The 21,768-nt window shown below is 41.9% G+C and carries 22 protein-coding genes; 5 read left to right on the top strand and 17 right to left on the bottom strand.

Going from position 1 to position 21,768, the window contains the following annotated elements:
* Positions 1 to 34: 34 nt before the first annotated feature.
* Positions 35 to 1,258, top strand: a complete 1,224-nt coding sequence (locus tag AC0VX1_RS07305; RefSeq protein WP_413023393.1) for an MFS transporter — start codon at positions 35 to 37, stop codon at positions 1,256 to 1,258.
* A 113-nt stretch (positions 1,259 to 1,371) separates the two neighbouring features.
* A complete protein-coding gene (locus tag AC0VX1_RS07300) occupies positions 1,372 to 2,103 on the top strand; it encodes a ZIP family metal transporter (RefSeq protein ID WP_034314151.1) in 732 nt (243 codons plus the stop codon).
* A 294-nt stretch (positions 2,104 to 2,397) separates the two neighbouring features.
* On the opposite strand, the gene AC0VX1_RS07295 is transcribed toward AC0VX1_RS07300, so the two are convergent.
* Together AC0VX1_RS07295 and AC0VX1_RS07290 are read right to left on the bottom strand one after the other, a co-directional pair.
* The gene (locus AC0VX1_RS07295; protein ID WP_034314155.1) at positions 2,398 to 2,640 is read right to left on the bottom strand and encodes an aspartyl-phosphate phosphatase Spo0E family protein; all 243 of its coding nucleotides are present in this window, start codon (positions 2,638 to 2,640) and stop codon (positions 2,398 to 2,400) included.
* A 459-nt stretch (positions 2,641 to 3,099) separates the two neighbouring features.
* Positions 3,100 to 5,259, bottom strand: a complete 2,160-nt coding sequence (locus AC0VX1_RS07290) for a PAS domain S-box protein (RefSeq protein ID WP_475470583.1) — start codon at positions 5,257 to 5,259, stop codon at positions 3,100 to 3,102.
* Between the two features lie 277 nt (positions 5,260 to 5,536).
* Between AC0VX1_RS07290 and AC0VX1_RS07285 the strand changes: the two genes are divergently transcribed.
* Together AC0VX1_RS07285 and AC0VX1_RS07280 are read left to right on the top strand one after the other, a co-directional pair.
* A complete protein-coding gene (locus AC0VX1_RS07285; RefSeq protein ID WP_413023353.1) occupies positions 5,537 to 6,562 on the top strand; it encodes an acyltransferase family protein in 1,026 nt (341 codons plus the stop codon).
* A gap of 203 nt (positions 6,563 to 6,765) precedes the next feature.
* Positions 6,766 to 8,526 carry a B12-binding domain-containing radical SAM protein gene (locus tag AC0VX1_RS07280; RefSeq protein WP_475470581.1) on the top strand — a complete coding sequence of 587 codons (1,761 nt, stop codon included), beginning with the start codon at positions 6,766 to 6,768 and terminating at the stop codon, positions 8,524 to 8,526.
* Positions 8,527 to 8,562: 36 nt separating this feature from the next.
* On the opposite strand, the gene AC0VX1_RS07275 is transcribed toward AC0VX1_RS07280, so the two are convergent.
* Both AC0VX1_RS07275 and AC0VX1_RS07270 read right to left on the bottom strand, forming a co-directional pair.
* The gene (locus tag AC0VX1_RS07275; protein ID WP_164468810.1) at positions 8,563 to 8,709 is read right to left on the bottom strand and encodes a hypothetical protein; all 147 of its coding nucleotides are present in this window, start codon (positions 8,707 to 8,709) and stop codon (positions 8,563 to 8,565) included.
* The gene (locus tag AC0VX1_RS07270; RefSeq protein WP_057278994.1) at positions 8,702 to 8,866 is read right to left on the bottom strand and encodes a hypothetical protein; all 165 of its coding nucleotides are present in this window, start codon (positions 8,864 to 8,866) and stop codon (positions 8,702 to 8,704) included. The genes AC0VX1_RS07275 and AC0VX1_RS07270 overlap by 8 nt, the downstream gene beginning before the upstream one ends.
* Positions 8,867 to 8,988: 122 nt before the next feature.
* On the opposite strand from AC0VX1_RS07270, the gene AC0VX1_RS07265 reads away from it, so the two are divergent.
* Positions 8,989 to 9,324: a DUF3905 domain-containing protein gene (locus AC0VX1_RS07265; protein ID WP_413024592.1), complete on the top strand. Its 336-nt coding sequence runs from the start codon at positions 8,989 to 8,991 to the stop codon at positions 9,322 to 9,324.
* A 69-nt stretch (positions 9,325 to 9,393) separates the two neighbouring features.
* Here the strand turns inward: AC0VX1_RS07265 and AC0VX1_RS07260 are convergent, their stop codons facing one another.
* The 13 genes from AC0VX1_RS07260 to AC0VX1_RS07200 all read right to left on the bottom strand — a co-directional run bounded on the left by AC0VX1_RS07260 (position 9,394) and on the right by AC0VX1_RS07200 (position 21,685).
* On the bottom strand, positions 9,394 to 10,371 hold the full coding sequence (locus AC0VX1_RS07260; protein ID WP_475470578.1) for a quinone oxidoreductase family protein: 978 nt from the start codon (positions 10,369 to 10,371) through the stop codon (positions 9,394 to 9,396).
* Between the two features lie 16 nt (positions 10,372 to 10,387).
* Positions 10,388 to 11,167 carry an enoyl-CoA hydratase/isomerase family protein gene (locus AC0VX1_RS07255; protein ID WP_475470576.1) on the bottom strand — a complete coding sequence of 260 codons (780 nt, stop codon included), beginning with the start codon at positions 11,165 to 11,167 and terminating at the stop codon, positions 10,388 to 10,390.
* Positions 11,168 to 11,184: 17 nt separating this feature from the next.
* Positions 11,185 to 11,964 carry an SDR family NAD(P)-dependent oxidoreductase gene (locus tag AC0VX1_RS07250; protein WP_475470574.1) on the bottom strand — a complete coding sequence of 260 codons (780 nt, stop codon included), beginning with the start codon at positions 11,962 to 11,964 and terminating at the stop codon, positions 11,185 to 11,187.
* 29 nt (positions 11,965 to 11,993) lie between these two features.
* Entirely contained in the window at positions 11,994 to 12,752 is a 759-nt protein-coding gene (locus AC0VX1_RS07245; protein ID WP_475470572.1) for a 2-phosphosulfolactate phosphatase, read from the bottom strand.
* 4 nt (positions 12,753 to 12,756) lie between these two features.
* A complete protein-coding gene (locus AC0VX1_RS07240; RefSeq protein WP_475470570.1) occupies positions 12,757 to 13,818 on the bottom strand; it encodes a phosphotransferase family protein in 1,062 nt (353 codons plus the stop codon).
* Positions 13,819 to 13,847: 29 nt separating this feature from the next.
* Entirely contained in the window at positions 13,848 to 14,249 is a 402-nt protein-coding gene (locus AC0VX1_RS07235) for an acyl-CoA thioesterase (RefSeq protein WP_475470569.1), read from the bottom strand.
* Positions 14,250 to 14,264: 15 nt separating this feature from the next.
* Entirely contained in the window at positions 14,265 to 15,044 is a 780-nt protein-coding gene (locus tag AC0VX1_RS07230; protein WP_098184729.1) for an enoyl-CoA hydratase, read from the bottom strand.
* The gene (locus AC0VX1_RS07225) at positions 15,044 to 15,928 is read right to left on the bottom strand and encodes a 3-hydroxyacyl-CoA dehydrogenase family protein (protein WP_214810230.1); all 885 of its coding nucleotides are present in this window, start codon (positions 15,926 to 15,928) and stop codon (positions 15,044 to 15,046) included. The genes AC0VX1_RS07230 and AC0VX1_RS07225 overlap by 1 nt, the downstream gene beginning before the upstream one ends.
* A 43-nt stretch (positions 15,929 to 15,971) precedes the next feature.
* Entirely contained in the window at positions 15,972 to 16,535 is a 564-nt protein-coding gene (locus AC0VX1_RS07220) for a TetR/AcrR family transcriptional regulator (protein WP_145504946.1), read from the bottom strand.
* 72 nt (positions 16,536 to 16,607) lie between these two features.
* A complete protein-coding gene (locus AC0VX1_RS07215; protein ID WP_283930832.1) occupies positions 16,608 to 18,218 on the bottom strand; it encodes a long-chain-fatty-acid--CoA ligase in 1,611 nt (536 codons plus the stop codon).
* Between the two features lie 37 nt (positions 18,219 to 18,255).
* The gene (locus AC0VX1_RS07210; protein ID WP_034314189.1) at positions 18,256 to 19,029 is read right to left on the bottom strand and encodes an SDR family oxidoreductase; all 774 of its coding nucleotides are present in this window, start codon (positions 19,027 to 19,029) and stop codon (positions 18,256 to 18,258) included.
* Positions 19,026 to 20,255: an acyl-CoA dehydrogenase family protein gene (locus AC0VX1_RS07205; RefSeq protein WP_475470566.1), complete on the bottom strand. Its 1,230-nt coding sequence runs from the start codon at positions 20,253 to 20,255 to the stop codon at positions 19,026 to 19,028. The genes AC0VX1_RS07210 and AC0VX1_RS07205 overlap by 4 nt, the downstream gene beginning before the upstream one ends.
* A 107-nt stretch (positions 20,256 to 20,362) precedes the next feature.
* Entirely contained in the window at positions 20,363 to 21,685 is a 1,323-nt protein-coding gene (locus AC0VX1_RS07200; RefSeq protein ID WP_413011655.1) for an ATP-binding protein, read from the bottom strand.
* Positions 21,686 to 21,768: the final 83 nt, after the last annotated feature.

The raw sequence follows: 21,768 nt of genomic DNA, 5'->3' as shown, positions 1-21,768 counted from the left end.
TAAAAATCTTAATAAGGAAGAAGGATATATACAGATGGGAAGTATCGCTGCCATTAAAACAAAAACGCAAAAACAAGATATGACTCTGAAAATCATGATCATCATAGGCATATGCCATTTAATGAATGATTCTCTTCAGGCCGTCGTACCGGCCATGTTCCCAATCCTCGAAAAATCAATGTCGCTTTCGTATACACAGCTTGGAATGATTGCATTCTGCCTGAATATCGTCTCATCGCTCCTGCAACCGGCAGTTGGGTTTTATACGGATAAAAAACCGTTTCCATATGCATTGCCCATTGGGTTGACCAGTACTTTAATCGGGGTCATCATTCTCTCAATTGCCCCAAACTATACCATTATCCTTGGTGCAGTCATCCTGATGGGCTTAGGGTCGGCCATATTCCATCCGGAAGGCTCCAGGGTTGCCTACATGGCAGGCGGACCAAAGAGAGGCCTGGCACAATCCATTTATCAGGTCGGCGGGAATAGCGGGCAGGCACTTGCCCCACTCATCACTGCCATCGTACTTGTTCCATTTGGTCAAAAGGGCGCACTCTGGTTTGCCCTGGTTGCCTTAATGGCCGTTATCCTATTGCTGTATATTGCCAATTGGTATTCCCAAAAATTAGTTCACTTCCAGCCTAAAAAGCTTGCTGCAAAAATAATCAATAAAGAGCGGTCCCATAAAGTGGCCAAAGCCCTGGTATTGATTTTATTCATAATCTTTGCCCGTTCCTGGTATGTATCGTGCATGACGAACTTTTATAGTTTTTATTTGATCGAACAGTATTCATTCACGATAAAAGCCGCACAATTTTTCCTATTTGCCTTTTTGGCAGCTGGTGCTGTTGGTACTTTTTTCGGAGGCCCGCTTGCTGATAGATTCGGACGTAAAAACATCATTTTCTTTTCTTTCGCTGCCAGCATGCCAATAACCGCACTTTTACCATTCGTACCTCCTACAGCCGCTTTTATCTTATTATTGATAGCGGGATTCATTATAATGAGCAGTTTTTCCGTCACGGTAATATACGCACAGGAATTGGTCCCGGGAAAAGTCGGTACGATGGCAGGCTTGACCGTAGGTTTAGCCTTCGGAATGGGTGCCATTGGATCCGTTTCATTGGGAGCCATTGCAGATATAATTGGAATTGAATCCATGATTAAACTAGTGGGATTCCTGCCATTACTGGGAATCATCAGCATATTGCTACCGTCTGATCTAACATTGAAAAAATGGTATGCAGAAGATTGATGCAAAATGGTTTTTTCCAGGAACATATTCTTTATGTCTAAATACAATGAATTATTGTTTCACCCAAAAATCCGCAAAGAAGTATCGATAAGTACCTTACAAAGGAGAAATTTATGAGTGGAGTTTTATTAGGAAGCATCCTATCTGCTATGTCTACAGGGTTTGGTGCGTTACCGATCTTGTTCATTCAAGGTTCAATCACACATCGATTCAGAGACACGCTACTGGCATTTACCGCTGGAATCATGATGGCTGCTTCGTTATTGAGCCTGATCCCGGAGTCTCTGGCCACCGGAGGGTATATTCAGCTGGTAATTGGGGTTTTTCTCGGGGTAATGACATTAACGATCATGGAACAAAACATTCCTCATATCGATCTCAGCCATACGAAAAGTGGTATTCAGTTCGATGAAAAGGCCTTGCTCATCATCACTGCCATTACACTCCATAATATTCCTGAGGGGCTTTCTGTCGGGGTCAGTTACGCCTCTGATACAGCTGATACAGGTAACTTGATCGCTTTTGCCATCGGCCTGCAAAATGCTCCGGAAGGCTTACTGGTCGCCTTGTTTTTAATTAATCAAAAAATCGGTAAACTCACAGCATTCCTGATTGCAACCTTAACCGGCACCATCGAAATAATTACAGGCTTACTGGGTTATTATTTAACCTCTTACATTGGGTTCCTGGTTCCATACGGCCTAGCTTTCGCCGCCGGGGCCATGCTTTTCATCGTTTATAAGGAACTGATTCCCGAAAGCCATGGGGATGGTAATGAACGCACATCCACCTATTCCTTCATTATCGGCCTTTTGTTCATGGTCATATTATTGGAAATTTTATAATTGCGGTACTTCCATGGCTGGCTCCATCAAGTGAGTCAGCTCTTACTTTTTATTTATCAGTGTAATCCATTCAGAAAAATCAAGACTTCTAAACCAATCCGATGCACGAAGGACACCTTCTGGTGACCTCCCCTCGATATATACCCCAAATCCAAAGGAAATTCAAAAGATATATTCTTGTTTATATAAGTCTTTCTTTATTTGTTTTCAGATATGATTCATTTCACCAGAAATCACACAAAGTTGATTGTCTCTTGCCTGCTAATATAAAAAGTCATGGGCATTCAGTTCCTTCTAAAAGGAAATGTCTTCATTAAAGGGCTGCTGTACAATAACAACCATTTCATCTCGCTTATTTCTCACTTCCACTGATGAATGATGTTGAAGAATCAGATACTCATTTATAAGTTTGTCAAGCTGCTCACTTTGGCGAAGGGTATACTCATGGCCAAGTCCATACATTTTCGCCAACTCCATCATTTCCCAACGCTTCATTCGAATCTCAGAACAAATTTCCGTTGCACACCTAGAATTCATAACTACATTCACTACTCCTGCCCTTTTAAAGTTACATTATAATAAAGAAGTATTACAAAATATGCCTTATATGTAAATAGATTCGCAAAAAAAGACAAAACTTCTTAAATTGCGATATGGCTTGGTCCATCAGCAGACAGGATATGACGGAAATTCCTAAGCATAAGCATCATATATTATCAGGAAGATTTCATATGAAGACAGCTCCGAAAATCGCTTTGAAAGATTCCCCTATTTGGATGCTATTATTAGTTTTCGCTTATTCAATTCGAGCAAATAATATTTCAATGATTTAAAAGCAGGACAGCCCCTTAAGTGAAGCAAAAATGTTTATCATTATTACAACCCTCATTTGAAATCCCAGGATAATGATGATGGAACAAAAAAGGAATCCGATAAAGGATCCCTAATGAAATATCCATGCTTTCCGTTAACTTAAGAAAGGTATAGAGCATTACATTACTCGAATGGCAAATAAATATGAAAGCTCGTCCCTTTTCCCACTTCGCTTTCCACTTCTATATAGCCATTGTGTTCTTCAATGATTTTATAGCTGACCATGAGCCCCAGTCCTGTTCCCCTATCCTTCGTCGTATAAAAAGGTTCACCCAATTTTTTTAGCATTTCCGTTGAAATCCCCATGCCTTTATCAGTAATTGAAATGCAAACGTATTTCTCTGAAAATCGGCTTGTTTTAATGTGAACAGATCCACCATCCGGCATGACTTCCAATGCATTTTTGATGATATTAATGAACACTTGCTTTAACTGGTTCGCTTCACATAAAACTCTACAATCATCTTCTTCAAAGTTTGTCTCGAATTGAATATTTTCCAATAGTGCCTGAGCGGCCAGTAATTCCAGTGTCTCTCTCAATATGGTATGAACGTCCTGTTTGAAAACTTTTAGCGCCTGCGGCTTTGCCAGAACCAAAAATTCCGTGATAATGGTTTCGATTCGCTTAATTTCGGATGTAATCACATGAAAATATGTGGAGAACTCCCCTTTAACACCATCCTCAAGCAACTGGATAAAACCTTTTAAAGCTGTCATTGGATTCCTGATTTCGTGAGCAATACCTGCCGCCAATTCACCAACGACATTCAAAGTATCCGATTTACGGATTTGTTCCTGCATTTCGAGATTTTTACTCACATCACGGAAAATGCTTAAATTCAGATTCGAATATAAATTTTTCCTCGTCAAAAATTCAATATGCTTAACTCTTCCATCTTCGAATGTTATCGGAATGATGGAGGAGTATACCTCATGCTTATAAACATTTTCAATGTGAGAGTTCAATTCTGGAGCATTTTCAGGTATTTTATCGATGAACCCCTTAACAGATAAAGAAAGCAGTTTGCGCTTCGAAATCTCCAATATTTTCTGACCCGCTTCATTAATATCCGTGAACCCTTCATGATTCCATAAAATCAGGCCGTCTAATGTTCCCTCAAAAATCTTCCTGAACTTCTTCTCACTATCCCTTAATTCCTTCTCAATCAGCCAGCGCTCACTGACATTTCGAAAGATCGTTACGTTATATCCGTCACCTTCATGTTTTTTTGCAGTCAATTCTAGCAATTTAATTTGGTTATTAGGCATTTTATAAATCAGCTCACCCCGCACCTGGGTGTCTCTTTCAAACGTTTCCATCATCTGACTAAAATGGTGATTGTTGCTGTAAACGTATTTCCAGATATAACTGCCAATCAAATCCTCCCTGCTGGATTCGAATATTTTACATGCTGAATGATTGACCCGAAAAATGATCCCGTCATCATTCCAGAATATGATTGCATCCATGGACTGGTCGAATAATTCCGCAAAAATCCGTTCGCTCGTCTCTAACTTTTTTTCTATTATATTTGATTCTGTAATTCTTCCAAGCACAGACATATATAGTTCATTTCCTACCGTTGAACTTATCGAAAAAGTAAAATGATGCAGTTCATCCCCGACCTTTATCTCTACCTCCCCTTTATAGTTCGACTCATCAAAGGCTCTTTGTATGCTCTCATCCCAATATCCCCGATAATCTGGGGAGATGAGGTCCCTCATATTCTTACCGACAATCTCTTTTTTCGGAATGCCCAAGGCATGGATAAAGGCATGGTTCACTTCCATTATTATTCCTGAACTGTCGAATAGAACGATGCTTTCTATGGCTGTATCGAAAATGTCCAAAAACATCTGTCTTGACATCCCTGTTTCCCTTGACGAAGAAACATCCAATGTCACATCCCCCAAACGATAGAACTGCTGTCCTTCGGAAAGTGATCCCATTCGTATAAACTCTATTTGCTTAAGGGCTCCGGTATGTAGCTGGATAATTTGCCTTTCACTTTCATTCGAGGTTTTTAGGGTGCTTGACACTTCCTGGTTATTTAAAGGGATGACATCGAGAAAATCAGTTATCCTCATGGACTCCAGTTGATCTTTAGGTGTTTCCAGCAGGGCACAAGCGGCATCATTGGCATAAGTGAGACGCAGTTCCTCATCAACCCTGATATAAGGCTCTGACATTGAATCGAACATATTCAGAAACCCTTCGATCTGTTTATTCAATTTTAAAATTTCCTGTTTATATTCCGTTTCATTCTCATAACCGATATTCATATTAACCCCCCTCATCAAAACCCATACCTACCCAACCATATTCGACATCCATCTTGATTTTCCTCGGTATTTTTCGAAAGTCAGCACAAACACCTTTATCCAAAATTAACCTATATATCAAATGATAGTATATTGAATGCTGTAAAACTTAGCGTTAAGCTTAATTTAAGGTTTTTATAATAAATTTAATAAATAATGATTTAGTACAAGGTATTTAGGGAATAAGAAATAACAATGCTTTCTAGCTACCTTAAAATTTATTAAATGGAGGCAATAAATGAAACAACGTGATTTTTTCTTCGATAACGCCAAGTTCATTCTCATGGCATTTGTCGTCTTTGGTCATTTGCTGAATACGTATATACATGACAGTGAAACGATATATGCTTTATATAAAACCATTTATTCCTTTCACATGCCTGCCTTTATCCTTGTTTCAGGATTCTTTGCGAAAGGTTTTTATCAAAAAGGGTATTTAGGTAAAATTACTAAAAAGCTGATTTTACCCTACATCATTTTCCAATTGATATATACCGTTTACTATTATTTCTTATATGAACGTTCTGCCATCACTGTAGACCTGCTTGACCCCCAATGGTCGCTATGGTTCTTGATCAGTTTATTCTGTTGGAATATCATGCTGCTTGGTTTCTCAAAGCTAAAGCCATCAGTAGGCATAGGTTTATCTTTAATAATCGCATTATTGATTGGTTATATAGACAATATTTCCAATTACCTTAGTCTCTCCAGGACATTCGTTTTTTTCCCGATGTTTTTGATCGGGTACCATTTAAGCAAGGAACATTTAAAAAAACTATTCACTCCCAAAGTTCGTTTGGCATCACTTATTGTCATGTTTGTGATTTTTATCGGTTTTTATTTAAATACCGATATTAATTATAAATGGCTGCTCGGTTCGAAACCATATGCCGAACTTGAAGATGCGACAATCGTGTCCATGTTTAAACGCCTGGGATTTTATGGATTGAGCATCATTTCAGTGTTCAGCTTCCTTTCGTTCATCCCACGCAGACAATATTTCTTTACGAATTGGGGTAAACAAACCCTTTATGTGTATCTGCTGCATGGTTTCTTCATTCGTTTCTTCCGCGAAAGCACCATACAGGAATACTTCAGCAATACAGAGAGCTTTATCATGCTCGCCGGACTCTCTTTCTTGATTACCGTGTTATTATCAAGTGAAATGATCGCTTCCATGGCACAGCCGATCATCGAATTGAAGGCGACCAAAACAAAACGATTCATGACTAAAACGAAAGACTATATTAAACAAGCGTTTTAAATAAAACGGATGAAGCATTTCCTGCTTTATCCGTTTTTTCAAATTCGATTCTTATCCGACTTTCAAGCAGAAAAGATTCCCCTTCAATACCATAACTCATTTTTCAAATGGAGCACGCTATGGTAAAATAACTCGTTAGTGCTTGTTGGCTTAAAAAGACATGTACACGAAAGGAGCCAGGCGTTTCTTTTACGCCCTTTAACATGAATATAATAATCAGTACTCTAAACGCAAAATATATCCATACATCGCTATCCATCCGATATTTAAAAGCTTACGCCCAGCCTGATTATGATGTCCAGCTGGCAGAATATACGATAAAAGATCCAATTATGAACATCGTTGGTGACCTTCATTCCAAAAAACCTGATGTCATAGGGTTCAGCTGCTATATTTGGAACATCGAGGAAACAATGAAAGTCGTAGCCATGCTTAAAAAAATCAACCCGGAATTGGTCATCATTCTCGGCGGACCTGAAGTCACCTATGATGTTGGGGAATGGCTTGATCAGATTCCCGGGGCTGATTTCATCGTAATCGGTGAAGGTGAAGTCACCTTCAAGGCCCTTTTATCTGAAATTGAAGGTTCGAATGACTATAAGAAGATCGGCGGCATTGCGTACCGACAGGATGGAAAAAAAATCATCCAGCCTCAGAACGGCAAGGTTGATTTAAAATCCCTCCCTTCTCCATATCGTTTGGAGGAAGACCGCGGCGACCTATCTAAACGTGTCACCTATATCGAAACTAGCCGAGGTTGCCCGTTCAGCTGCCAATTTTGCCTTTCATCGATTGAAGTGGGTGTCAGGTATTTTGATCGTGAAAAGATTAAAGAAGATATCAGGTACCTTATGGCTAATGGGGCAAAGACCATTAAGTTCGTTGACCGAACCTTCAATATCAGCCGAAGCTATGCCATGGAGATGTTTCAATTCTTAATCGATGAGCATCTTCCCGGTGTGGTTTTCCAGTTCGAGATCACGGCGGACATCATGCGTCCGGAAGTTATCCAGTTCTTGAACGACAATGCCCCTGCAGGACTGTTCCGCTTTGAAATAGGGGTACAATCGACGAATGATCATACGAATGATCTAGTAATGAGAAGACAGAATTTCGAAAAACTGACCAGGACCGTAACCATGGTAAAAGATGGTCAGAAAATTGATCAGCATTTAGACCTTATTGCCGGTTTACCGGAAGAAGATTATCATTCTTTCCGAAAGACCTTCAATGATGTTTTCGAGCTTAGACCCGAAGAGATGCAGCTTGGTTTCTTAAAGATGCTTCGTGGAACCGGCTTACGGATACGAGCCGATGAACACCAATATATATACAGCGAACATGCTCCTTATGAAATATTGGGGAATAATGTTTTATCCTTCGATGACATTGTCCGCATTAAACAAGTTGAAGATGTACTTGAAAAATACTGGAACGATCATAGAATGGATCATACTACGGAATATCTTGTCAAAACGGTATTTCAATCACCGTTCGACTTCTTTCAAGATTTCGGTACCTATTGGGATGAACAAGGGTGGTCACGAATCGGCCATCAGCTTGAAGACTTGTTCAGACGTTTACAGCGGTTTTTGGCTTCCCGGGAATCTGCCGAACTTAAAAACATTATCGGACTCATGAAATTGGATTATTTCATGAATCAAAAATACAAACCACGTAAACCTTGGTGGGAAGCTTCATTAGATAAAAGTGGTCGGAAAGAGATATATGAATATATTCTCAATAAGCCTGAACAGCTTGGTTCCTCTTTCACCGCTTTGGCCCTGAATGAAAAAGAAATACACAAACACACATTGCTCGAGGCACTTCCCTTTGATTTGGAAACGTATTTAGCCGAGGGAACAATCGTCGATAAACCTTCATTCATGCTTGCCTATTTTGATCCGAGTGGTAAGGGATCAACGATTTTCCCTCTTTCAAAATCCGGCAGCATCAAGCTTTAATAATAAGGACGGACCCAAGGCTGGGTCCGTCCTTTTTTACTTATCACTTTCACGTTTTTTATTTTCTTTTGCCAAAATTTCATAAATTTTAGTTGCGTTCATATCGCCGCTGAATTCGATTCCAAATTCAGTTCGTACATGTTCACCCATCTTCTCCCCGCTGTTCCGTTTTTCTTTATCCATTACTTCTTCCTTTTCTGCCTTGCTTTGAATTGCGGTTGGCACCTTTCATTGCATTTTCCTCCATTGCGAACTCATTGGAAAATTCATTTTCAGCTTGGTTTCTTTTTGGCGTTTTACTTGCTTTGACAGCTCCATCCACATTGGCTTTCCGTTTCATTTTCATCCACCCTTTTTAATATAGTTTACCTTTTAGAATGGGGTAAAAATGCCGGAAATTATTCAGGGATAATATAGGGACAGACGAGAAAAATAACCGTAAAACGAAAAGGGAGACACTACATGAAAAAGAAATTGGATTCACCAATTGTCAACGATACACAGCCACACCAAATTAACGCACCAAGCTTTAAAGGGACCGGCATAAAACCACAGGCTCCATTCGTCAATGATTATGGAGTCGTCATTGGCGACAGTAAATATGCCTCCGAAAACTCACCACTCGAAAACTGGAGCGAAAATACAGACCCGGAAATCATGGCTGGAGACGAATGGGTACACCCTACCAATGATATAGGCTGGAATTCAACTGAAAACCGCCAACTATTAGAATCTAAAATAGCGCCGCAGCCGCCTTTCATGCATCCAGATAAAGATGTTAGCACTGATACGGATTGAGGCGTGCTTTCTTTAGGGTCAAAGGAACAAGTGAAATCCTAGAAGGGGTGCATCATACACCCCTTATTCTCATTTAACCTGCAAAATCAACTTCCCTTTCGTTTGCCGGGCGTTCATTTCCTCATGAACGGCTGCTGCCTTTTCAATTGGGTAGATGCCCCCGATAGTTAACTTAAGCTCCCCAGACGCAACGTATGCAAAAAGGTCTTGAATGCTAGGCAACAGCAAATCCGGGTGTTTCATGATCTGTGGCAGGAAAAAACCCACGACGGATTGATTGCGCCTCATTAATTGCTGCGGGTTCATCGTATAAGGCTTACGACTTGCATTGCCAAAAACAACAAGACGTCCAAAGGGAGCCAAACATTTCAACGTTTTATTGAAAATATCCCCTCCCGCCATTTCCAGCGCAACGTCTACTCCCTTTCCTCCGGTGACCTCACGGACTTTCATTTCCCATCCTTCTTGTGTGTAATCAATGAGTTCATCTGCCCCCATCTCTTTAGCCAGTTCCAACTTTTCCACTGTACTGGCGGTGGCAATCACTTTTCCAGCCCCGAAGATTTTGGCTAACTGTACGGCAATCGATCCCACTCCCCCTGCAGCAGCATGGACCAATACCGTTTCACCCTGTTGCATGCGTCCCATTGTCTTAAGAATATGATAAGCACTCAGACCTTGGAGGGGCAAGGCAACAGCTTCATGGAACTGAATGGCATCAGGAAGCGGAATGGCCGAGAATTCATCAGAAAGGGCATATTCTGAATATCCACCAGATTCAATTAAGCTGACGACCCTTGTACCAGGTTTGATTTTGGTCACCTTACCACCGACTTCCACCACTACGCCAGCCACTTCCGCACCGGGAATGAACGGAAGCGGTGTAGGAACTACATATTGCCCTTCCCTTCTGGCTGTATCTGCATAATTGACGCCTACACAATCGATTTCAATCAGAACTTCATGCCCTGTTGGCACAGGTCTTTCCGTTTCAGTCAATTTCAGTACTTCCGGTCCGCCGTATTCTTCAAAATGAATAGCTTTCATCTTTATCCCTCCCTTATTAATTTCCTGTAAATTCCGGCTTTCTTTTTTCTTTGAATGCCGCTACCCCCTCCAGATGATCTTCCGTGGAAGCCATCAAGGTTTGCGTAATACGTTCCTGTTCCAGTATTTCATCAAGTGTAGCCGTAAATGAATGGCTGACGAGCTTTTTCATCATCCCATATGCTTTTGTCGGTCCATTTGCCAGTTTTACCGCAAGTTTCAATGATTCCTCTTCAAGTTGATTGAGTGGATATAAATAATTAATGACACCTAGCTGATATAAGCGTTCCCCAGAAATTGGCTCGGCCGAAAAGAAGAGCTGCTTTGCAAGGTGGGGCCCTACTAATTTAGGTAAAAAATACGAACCCCCTCCATCAGAGATCAGGCCTACCTGTGAAAAACTCATGGCAAATTGACTATCATCGGTAGCCACGATTAGATCACAGGCGAGTGCCAAATTGAATCCGGCACCAGCAGCAAATCCATGGACAGCAGCGATTACAGGAACCTCGGAAGCATCCAGAGCCAATATGCATTCATTCATTCTGCCAACATGATCATACAATTGACCTGCAGTGGCCTGCCCCATTGACTTCACATCGCCTCCTGCAGTGAATGACCTTCCCGCACCTTTGATGATGACTGCCCTTATATGCGGTGTTTGTTTAACATCCTTAATCGCTTTCGTTAAGCTTGCAATCATATCCGGACTAAATGCATTCAAGCTTTCAGGGCGATTCAAAGTCAGGATCATTACATTATCGATTACTTCTTTCAATAAGTGTTCTTTTAACATTTACCCATCCCCTTTTTCTATTTGATCAACCAGCCGCCATCCACCAATAAATCCGTACCAGTCATATAGGAAGCCTCCGGGGAAGCAGCAAAGGTAATGACATTACTTATTTCCTCCGCTTTCCCCACTCTTTCCAGTGCCGTGTTCCGTTGAATGGACTTTACGAATTTTTCATTTTGCAGTCCATCCTCCGTCAATGGCGTTTCAATGAATCCCGGTGATACGGAATTGACCCGAATGCCGACTGCAGCGAGTTCCAGTGCCAAAGATTTCGTTAAACTGATGACTCCGGCTTTAGCAGAGCTGTAATGCGGGATGAACGCTCCTGCCTGATGTCCTGACAGTGAAGCCACATTCACGATTGCCCGATTGCTGGAACCTTCATTTCCGCCACTAGCTCCTTCTTCCATCAATTTACCCAAGTACTTGGAAACTAGAAAGACACTTTTCAAATTGACATGTTGAATCATATCCCAATCAGCTGCAGATGTATCCAGGAGCTTCGAGGACTTTGAACCACCTGCGTTATTGATTAAAATGTGAAGGTCACGATATTTTCCCTTCACATATTTGGCCAGCTCCATTACCTCTTCCTCGACGGTAACATCTGCAGGGAAAATATCAGCAACCGGAATCGGGTGCCTGGCATTGATTTCTGCAGCTGCTTCCTCCAGCTTTCCTTTCGTCCGCCCTACCAACAGCACTTTTGCCCCTTCGTCCGACAAGCGCATCGCCGTAGCTTTCCCAATACCAGAGCCTGCACCTGTTACCACCGCTATTGACTGCGAAAACCTCATCCCCTTCACTCCTTATCTTTATTTTTGAACTACGATTCCTGCCTTTTCAATTCCGCTTCGATCCTTCCATCCACCAACTCTGGGACAAGATCCAACGAACCTTTTTGCGCCGCCAATTCCAAATCGGGGATCAAACTATGTTTGTCAAACAACTGTCCGACATACGATGATTTCAGGATATCAAAGGCATTTTCGCTATTCGTGCGATAAAGCGCATTGGCAGCCTTTGCTGCATCGTTGAGTATAAACGTACCTTGTGATCCAGCAATCAGGCAATCTATCAAATGGCCTGCACCGTAAAAGTCTTCCAGACTGAATTCACCTGAATTTCCCGAACAAACGATGAGGATCGTTTCAGTTTTATGATACTTTTTTATTTTTTCCGCAACAGACGGATTATTCAACAAAGAAGCAATATAAACCCTTTTGGCAGCGGCTGAATTCCTCAACGCGACCGTTCCATTAGTAGTGGACAATATTAAAGTTTTGCCGCGTACCAACTTACTCAATAGCGTTGGACTTGGATACATTAAATCATCAACCGGCTTTGCTTTTAGTTCTCCTGCCACTACAAAATCCCCATGGTCCAAGTCCTGGCTTTTCACCAAGGCATCCAGTGGATCCATGACAGGTATCACCTGGCGTGCTCCATCATGAAGTGCTGAAATAATCGTGGTAGTCGCTAATAACACATCCAGGATGACCGCAACTTTCTCCCCTTCTTGAAGCTTTTCCACATCTATCTCTTCTTTTTTTAGTAGTAAATGAATGTTTTGAATATATTCCATTTTATTAAACTTCCTTCGCAGCTACATTTGCAGCATGAGTGAGTAAGCTTTTCACCGTTTTTCCAAGATTGGAAAAACGGGGATCATCAGTCTGGCCTTTTTTATATCGATAATAGATTTGCTGAAGGATGACAGCTAACTTAAAATAACCAAAGGTTAAATAAAAATCGACGTTGGTAACATCCCTGCCACTTCTTGCTGCATACGCCTCGATAAACTCCCTTCGAGTCAGGAAACCAGTTAAAGTCGTGACGGACGCTTGACCCACACCGATTTTGATAAGTTCCGGGTCACCGCTTTCAGTCCAGTAGCTTAATGCCACTCCTAGATCGGCTAGCGGATCACCAACGGTGGACATTTCCCAATCAAATAAACCAACCATCTCTGTAAGGTCCTGGTTGAACATGGCATTATTGATCTTATAGTCATAATGGATTATTGAAGTCTGGCTATACTTCGGGATATTCTGTTGAAAATAATTAATAAGCGGACGTATTTCCTTTATTTCATCAGTCTTTGCTCTCTCATAGCGGGAAATCCATCCGTGTACTTGTCTTTCAATGAACCCTACAGGTTTGGATATTTCGACCAAACCCGTTTTCTCATAGGGAATCGAGTGAAGATCAGCAAGCCGATTCACCATCACATATGAAAGCTGTCGGCACTTTTCAACAGCAGGCTCGATTCCCTTCGGAAATTCAGTATCTATTACAATTCCATGTTTCCTTTCCATTAGGAAAAAAGGGGCCCCCGCAACCGATTCATCATCCGAGAACAGAATAGGCTCGGGAGCTGCTTGGAAATATGGGTTGATTGAGGAAAGGATATGATGTTCACGCTTCATATCATGTGCCTTTGGAGCAACAGGGCCAAGCGGCGGCCTTCTGAGAACAGCCTCCCACTCACCAACTTTCAGCTGATAGGTCAAATTGGAATAGCCCATAGAAAATTGTTGTAATTCCAACGGTTCATTTGGAAGGTCCAATACATTTTTTCTTAGGAAACCTTCTAATGCACCAATATTCAATTCCTCGCCGGGCCGAACAGGAATCGTATCGTCAACCATGTTCTTCCACTCCTTTAGACTTTGTCATTCTAATTATGAACAAGATGTGAAATGAGCTTTTCTTTAATAAATTCAGGAATAGGTTCACTTTTTTGTTTCAAAAAATTAAAACAGACTAAAACTGCACTTCCTTTAGCAATCACTTCCCCAGTTTGTGAACAGAGGATATCATGGACCATATCACAGCTTTTCGTACCTACCTTTGTCAAAGATGTACGAATGGTCAAGAGTTGATTGAAATATCCCTGAGCAATAAAGTCGCATTTAGTGGAGGCTAACAAAAAATTCCAAGATTCTACATTTGTCGCCAGGCCTAAAGCTTCAAAAAATTTCAGGCGTGCTTCTTCGAGGTATATGAAATAGCTTGTGTTATTGATGTGGCCCAAAGCATCCGTTTCGGAAAAACGGACGTTGACTTCCAATTCATGCATAAGACCCCTCCTTGATTAACGATGTACGAAAGCAGGTTTACGTTTATCCAAGAAAGCGGAAACCCCTTCTTTAACATCTTCAGTTTGGAAGATTTCTTCAAAAAGATTCGTTTCAATCTCTAGACCTTGTTCAAGTGTTGCCTCACTTCCTTCATTAATCGCCTTCTTGATTCTCGAAAGTGACTGAAGTGAGTGCCTTGTCATTCGTGAGGCCAAGATTTTCGCTTCCGATAAGCCGCTGCCTTGCTCAACGACTTTATTGACAAGCCCGATCTTTTCCGCTTCCGCGGCACCAAGCGGATCACCGGTAAATATAATCTCTTTTGCCTTTGCATTTCCTACAAGTCTTGACAAACGCTGTGTACCGCCAGCTCCAGGGAATAAGCCTAATTTCACTTCCGGCAGTCCGATTTGAACTTGTGTTTCAGCTACTCGCAAATCACAGGCCAGTGCCAGTTCGCATCCGCCGCCCAAGGTCAGGCCGTTTAATACAGCCATCGTAGGTTTAGGAAACTGTTCGATTTTAGTTAGGACGGCATGACTTTCCTTAACCATTTCTTTCATATTCGGGTTCCCCATCATGCTAGGGAATTCTTTTATATCAGCCCCTGCCGCAAATGCGATATTGCCTGCACCGGTTATGAGTACCGCAACAGTTTCAGTATCTTTTGATAGTTCATCGAAAGATTCTCCCAATTCTCTGAAGACTTGTTTACTGATTACATTTAATGGAGGATTATCGATGGTGATGACCGCAAGCTTATTTTCCTTAACCACTTTAATTAATTTTGTCATCAATTCTTCACTCCTTGGTTTGGATAATCATACCAGCCTTTTCCTGTTTTCCTGCCTAAATGTCCTTTATTCACCTTTTCTTCTATACAAGCATTTGGCTTGTCTTCTTGATTTCCAGTTTCATTGAAACGCTGCTGCATGACAAAATACCCTACATCAATACCTGATAGATCCATCAGTTCAAAAGGACCAATGGGATGGCCTAAAGCTTTCCTGCAAATCAAATCGATATCCTTATAGTCAACAATTCCTTCTTCATACAAATATAAGGCCTCACGCTGCAACGCTCCCAAAATTCGGTTGGCTACGAATCCCGATATCTCTTTCCTCAACAAAACTCCTGTCCTATTCATATTCTCTGTGACTTCCATTGCAAGCTTCGCTGTTTCCTCGGATGTTTGGTCACTCATTACAACCTCAACACAATCCATTACTAGAGGCGGGAAAAAGAAATGCATATTAATGAACTTATCCGGACGATTCGTTACACTCGCAATCAGGCTATTGACAATCGTTGAACTATTCGTGGCAAAGATGGTTTCTGCTGGGGCCAGTTCTTCAAGTTTGGCGAAAACCTCCTGCTTCACATCAAGTTTTTCAACTACCGCTTCAATGATCAAATCAGCCCCACTGGCCGCTTTCTCAAGTTCGGTGGTATATTGAAGACGGCTAAAAGCAGCCAATTTACGATCTTCAGACAATTTTCCTTTTTGAACCCATTTAGTCAAAATGACGTCCAATTTTTCTTTGGCTGCATTCAACGCGTTTTCATGAACATCCTGAAGAATCGTTTCGTAACCTCCTAGTGCAGCAAGCATCGCAATTTGATGCCCCATCTGCCCAGCCCCAATAACGGTAATTGATTGGATTTGCTTGTTGGCCATGCCTTCTATCTCCCTTCGACTAACCGGTTAGTATGTAACCTGGTCACGCTTCAATTCCCTGCAGAATCATCCCCATAAAAATGGCTGCAACTTCCTGTTCGGTTTTTTCACCTTCTGGGTCGAACCAATGATAGCTCCAATTGGCCACACCCAAAATAGCAAAAGAGATGATCGATGCATCGAGATTGGAACGCAGTTCTCCGCACTCGATGCCACTAATCAGAACTTGCTCGATTTTATTACGGAACTCATCCCGCTTAGGAAGGATTTGTGCAAGCTTATCGTCACTTAGATTCTTCATTTCACGGAAAAAGACCGTTGCGCTGGATTTTTTGGTTTTAATGCTCTTTAAAAGCATCAAGACCATATCGAAAAGTTTATCCTTGCAGCTTTTCCCAGGTTCCAACATGATTCTTTCCTGCTCACTAAGCAACTCGTCGATATAAGCTAGATGAATATCCATTAGCAACTGCTCTTTGCTCGTAAAGTAATAATAAAACGTTCCCTTCGTCACCCCGACCGATTCGACGATATCAGAAATCGACGTTTCACTAAAGCCCTTCTTTTCAAATAAGCGTATGCTATGTTCTGTCATTTTTTCTTTCATGTATGCATCCTCGCAATCTGTTAAAATTTCAGCTGAATTGATATCATACGCTTTCGTGCCATCAAAGCCCTTTTATTTCCTGGAAAGTTCTTCTCTTAAAGCCCTCCTTAAAATCTTTCCGACATTTGTTTTCGGTAACTCTTCACGAAATTCAACGAAATGCGGAACTTTATAAGCCGATAGGTTTGCACGGCAGTAATCGATGATTTCCCGTTCATTGGCCGTTTTATTATCTTTAAGTACAAGCACCGCTTTTACCGACTCCCCTCGGTAAGCATCTGGAACTCCGATGACAACGGCTTCCTGGACAGCTGGATGTTCATAGAGAACTTCCTCGACATCTCGCGGATATATATTATAACCACTTGCGATGATCAAATCTTTTTTCCTGTCGACAATATAGAGGTATCCATCTTCATCAACTTTGGCGATATCACCCGTATAAAGCCAACCATCCCTTAGGGTAACCGCCGTTTCCTCTGGCATATTCCAGTACCCTTTCATCACTTGAGGCCCTTTGACGACCAATTCCCCCAATTCGCCAGACCCCACTTCTTTTGTTCCGTCTCCCAGGTCCATCACTTTATATTCAGTCGAAGGGACACCAATCCCGACGCTCCCAGGTTTCCTTTTTGCAAATGCCGGATTACAATGCGTTGTTGGCGAAGCTTCCGTAAGACCGTAGCCTTCCAATATCTTCGCACCTGATTTTCGTTCGAACTCACGCAGCAGTTCCACGGGCATCGGTGCACTTCCGCTGTTACAGACCTGAATGGAGCCCATTCCATATTCTTCTGCCTTCGGATGATTCGTCAACGCTACATACATGGTCGGTACACCAGGAAAAGTGGTCGGCTGTTCACGCTTAATCGTTTCCAGCACTTCTTCTATTTCAAATCGTGGCAGCATGATGGAGTCACCCGCGATATACACGGATAAATTCATTGCGGACGACATTCCAAAAACATGAAAAAGCGGGATGACCGACAGCGTTCTTTCAGTACCTATTTTTAATTCATGCTTGAAGAATTCATACGTTTGAACGACATTGGCCAGAATATTGCTGTGTGTCAGCATCGCCCCTTTTGAACGGCCAGTCGTTCCTCCTGTATACTGAAGAACGGCTATATCATTTTCCGGATCGATTGATACGGGATTGATTTTTCCGTCTCCTGTCTTCATGAATTGATCAAAAGACGCATCAGGCTGAAAATCTGCATCCGAAGTCTGCAGGCTTACGACGATAATATTTTTCAAATTTGAATGTTGCTGCACACTTTTCACTTTCGGGTATAATCCATCCAATACAACGATCGTTTCTGCACCGGAGTCCTGTAAAATATGCTGCAGCTCCCTTTCAACCAGCATTGGGTTGATTTGGGTGATAATGGCTCCTGTTGTCAATGATCCATAATAAGCTATGACGTACTGCGGACAGTTAGGCAGCATGATGGCGACACGATCACCTTTTTGAACACCTTTTTTTTGCAAGGCTGAAGCAAAGGCTCGCGACGCATGAAAAAGTTCCTGATAAGATATCTTTCGGTCATAAAAAGTAATAGCTGTATTGTTTGGATGGGACTCACATGCATTTTGAAGGATTCTTTGCATCGGGAACTCAGGGACTTTTATTTCCTTTGAAATTGAATCAGGATAAACGGAAAGCCATTTTTTTTCATTCATCATTTCATACCCTCCAGCCATATTTACTTACCTTTCATTACTTTGCATGTGAACCCCCATCGACGATCAAAATATTACCAGTCACAAAATCAGATGCCTTTGAGGCCAGGAAAACCGCTGCCCCTTTCAAATCATCATCACTCCCTAACCTTTTTAGCGGCGTGGAATCCAAGATAGGATTCTTTCCTTGCTCAAGAACCCCTTTCGTCATTTTTGTCGGAAAGAAACCAGGTGCGATTGCATTAACATTGATATTATGCTGACCCCATTTAACGGCTAAATCCTTCGTTAAAGTAATGACCGCCCCTTTACTCGTATTATATCCGACCGTATCGAGCACCCTCGGGTCGGTACCCCCTAATCCGGCAACGGAAGCGATGTTTATGATTTTCCCATGTCCCTGCTCAATCATGACCCTGCCTGTTGTCTGGCTCATGATAAAGGTTCCGGTTACATTGACATTCATCACCTTCTGCCACGCTTCAAGGGGCATGTCGACGGCTGGTGCCCCCCAGGATGCCCCGCTATTGTTCACTAATATGTCGATGGCACCAAATTCACGGTAAGTTTCGTTAACGACTTCCTGGACATCTGACGGATTGGTGATATCACACTTGAAGGAAAGCGCTTTGACTCCAAGCTTTTCGATTTGCGAGGCAACTTCGTCACATGCTTCCTTCTTCCTTGAACAAAGTACGACATTTGCCCCAGCTTCGGCAAAGCCGGTCGCTATTTGTGCTCCCAATCCTCTCCCTCCACCGGTTATGATCGCCGTCTTTCCAGTTAGATCGAATAAGTCGGTAACTTTCATATTTTCACCTCATGCTTTTGTTGGTATTTTCGAAGTTCTATTTTAGCAACTTGTGAGCGGTGAACTTCATCGGGACCATCAGCAAGCCTTAAAGTCCGTGCATTGGCCCAATGAGCAGCAAAAGGGAAATCATCGGAAATCCCGGCAGCTCCAAAGCCTTGGATGGCCCTGTCCAGCACATTCAATGCCATATTTGGCGCCACCACTTTTATCATCGCGATCTCCGCCTTCGCTTCCTTGTTCCCGACGGTATCCATCATATAGGCAGCTTTTAAGGTCAGAAGTCTTGCTTGTTCGATTTCAATCCGTGAATCAGCAACCCACTCCATGATTACACCTTGTCTCGCCAATGTTTTACCAAAAGCGACACGATCTTGAATGCGCTTACATAATTCTTCAAGTGCTCTTTCAGCAGCGCCGATCAGCCTCATGCAATGATGTATCCTTCCCGGTCCGAGCCTTCCTTGGGCAATCGCAAATCCTTTTCCTTCACCCCATAGAATATTCGTTGCCGGGACCCTTACATTTTCAAACGTGATTTCGGCATGGCCATGCGGGGCATGATCATAACCAAACACAGGGAGCATTCTTTCGATTTTGACACCAGGTGTAGCGAGCGGGACAAGAATCATTGACTGTTGTTCATGCTTGGCCGCCTCAGGATCTGTCTTACCCATGACGATGGCAATCTTGCATCGGGGATCGCCTGCTCCTGAAGACCACCATTTTCGGCCGTTGATGACATACTCATTACCCGTCCTTTCAATCCTGCATTCGATATTGGTCGCATCGGAAGACGCCACTTCCGGTTCCGTCATCGAGAAGCATGAACGGATTTCCCCAGCAAGCAAGGGCTTCAGCCAGCGTTCTTTATGTTCATCCGAGCCATATCTCACCAACACTTCCATATTACCAGTGTCCGGCGCATTACAGTTGAAGATTTCAGGTCCTATCGTCGACCTACCCATGATCTCGCAAAGCGGGGCATATTCTAGATTTGTTAAACCCGCGCCATAACCGCTATCAGGTAAAAATAAATTCCATAATCCTTCTTCTTTTGCTTTTGCCGTCAATTCAGATAAAATCGGGGGAATTTCACTCCAGCGGCTTTCCTGTGCTTCGAGCTGCTTTTTGTAGGTCGATTCATTTGGGTAAACGTGCTTCTCCATGAATTCCGTTAACTTCTTTTCCAGATTTTTCACCTTTTCAGTATGTTCAAAGTGCAAATTGAATTCCTCCTTTTAAACTTACTAACCGGTTAGTATGTTATTACTTTTAAAGTATATACACAAGATTCTGATTTTTTCAAATAATTTAATCTTTTGTTTTCTTGTCATTCAAGATCACGCATCTTGACCTTTTCGTTCTCACTATATTGCTTTTGTTGCACGGTTGGAAATATACAAACGATTTTCGTACCTTTTTTCAGTTCACTTGTGATGAATACTTTTCCTCCATGCTTTTCGATGATTCTAAAACAAACGGAAAGACCCAAACCCGTTCCTGATGTTTTCGTAGTGAAAAATGGTTCTCCTACTTTTTGAAGGGAGTTTTCCGGAATACCATCCCCTTCATCCAAAATGCTCAAAAAAACTTCCCCATTTTTTTCATTTATGCTCACAAAAATATTTCCGCCATTCGGCATCGATTCTATGGAATTTTTTATCATGTTTATCAGCACTTGCTTGATTTGGTTTTCATCAAAGTACATAAAAATTGGTTCTGAATCATAATTTTTATGAATTTGAATATTGTTCAGTACAGCATTTGTCTCCAACAGCGTTACGGCATGGTTGCAGCTTTCCTTTATATCCTTCTCAAGAAATACCGCCCCAGTGGGTTTCGATAGCAGCAAGAGCTCATTCAGCACTTTCTCGATTCGATTTATTTCCGAAAAAATAATATCGTAGTATTCCTGCTTTTCGGCACCGCCATCTTTAATCAGCTTCACGAATCCCATTATCGCCGTCATCGGATTCCTGACTTCATGTGCAATCCCAGCCGCAAGTTGGGCAGCCGTTGATAACTTGCTTGATGTGATTGCCAAATGTTCGTTTAGGCTCACAAGCTTTTCCTCCGCATGTTTACGTTCATTAATTTCCGATAATATGCCCGCTGTCCCGATGAATTTCCCAGCGTCATCGTAAATAAGTTTAACGAATGCCTCAACCCAGCTTGTTCCCTTTTTCGCATTTAGTTTAATGTCCGCACGAAAATATTTATCCCCTCGATGAAAGGAGTCCGCAAAGGCCTTTAATACGTCTTGATAAGAATTGTTATCCATATGTTTAGAAAAGTGAAGCCCCAGGGATTCATTCACGGATGCACCACTCATCGATTTCCATGCCGGGTTTAAGTACAACCATTTTCCTTTATCATCCGTTTGGAAAATAACCTCATTGAAGCTATTGACCAATTCTTTAGAGTAATTGGAGAAAATGCGATAACGCCCTTCACTATCCTGCAATAAAGCTATCGTTTTCCGTTTATGATCATAGATGGCACCCAAACACCAGGCTATGGTTAAAATTACGACTAAATATATTCCTGCAAAGGCGGAAAAACCGCGTTCTTCATGACCCAGCCACCCTACATAGGGTAATATCAATACAAAAAAAAGAACAGGGACAATGATCCTTCCAGTATATTTCTTCACATTCTCCACCTCCTTACCAAAATGATTTATACTTCATCCGATCGAATTCCAAGAAAGGGATCAAATTATGCATATTTGAAATG

This window comes from Peribacillus sp. QJM3NY_7, from assembly GCF_056173225.1.
The sequence above is the reverse complement of the archived record's forward strand: the minus strand, read 5'-3'. Positions and strand labels throughout refer to the sequence as shown.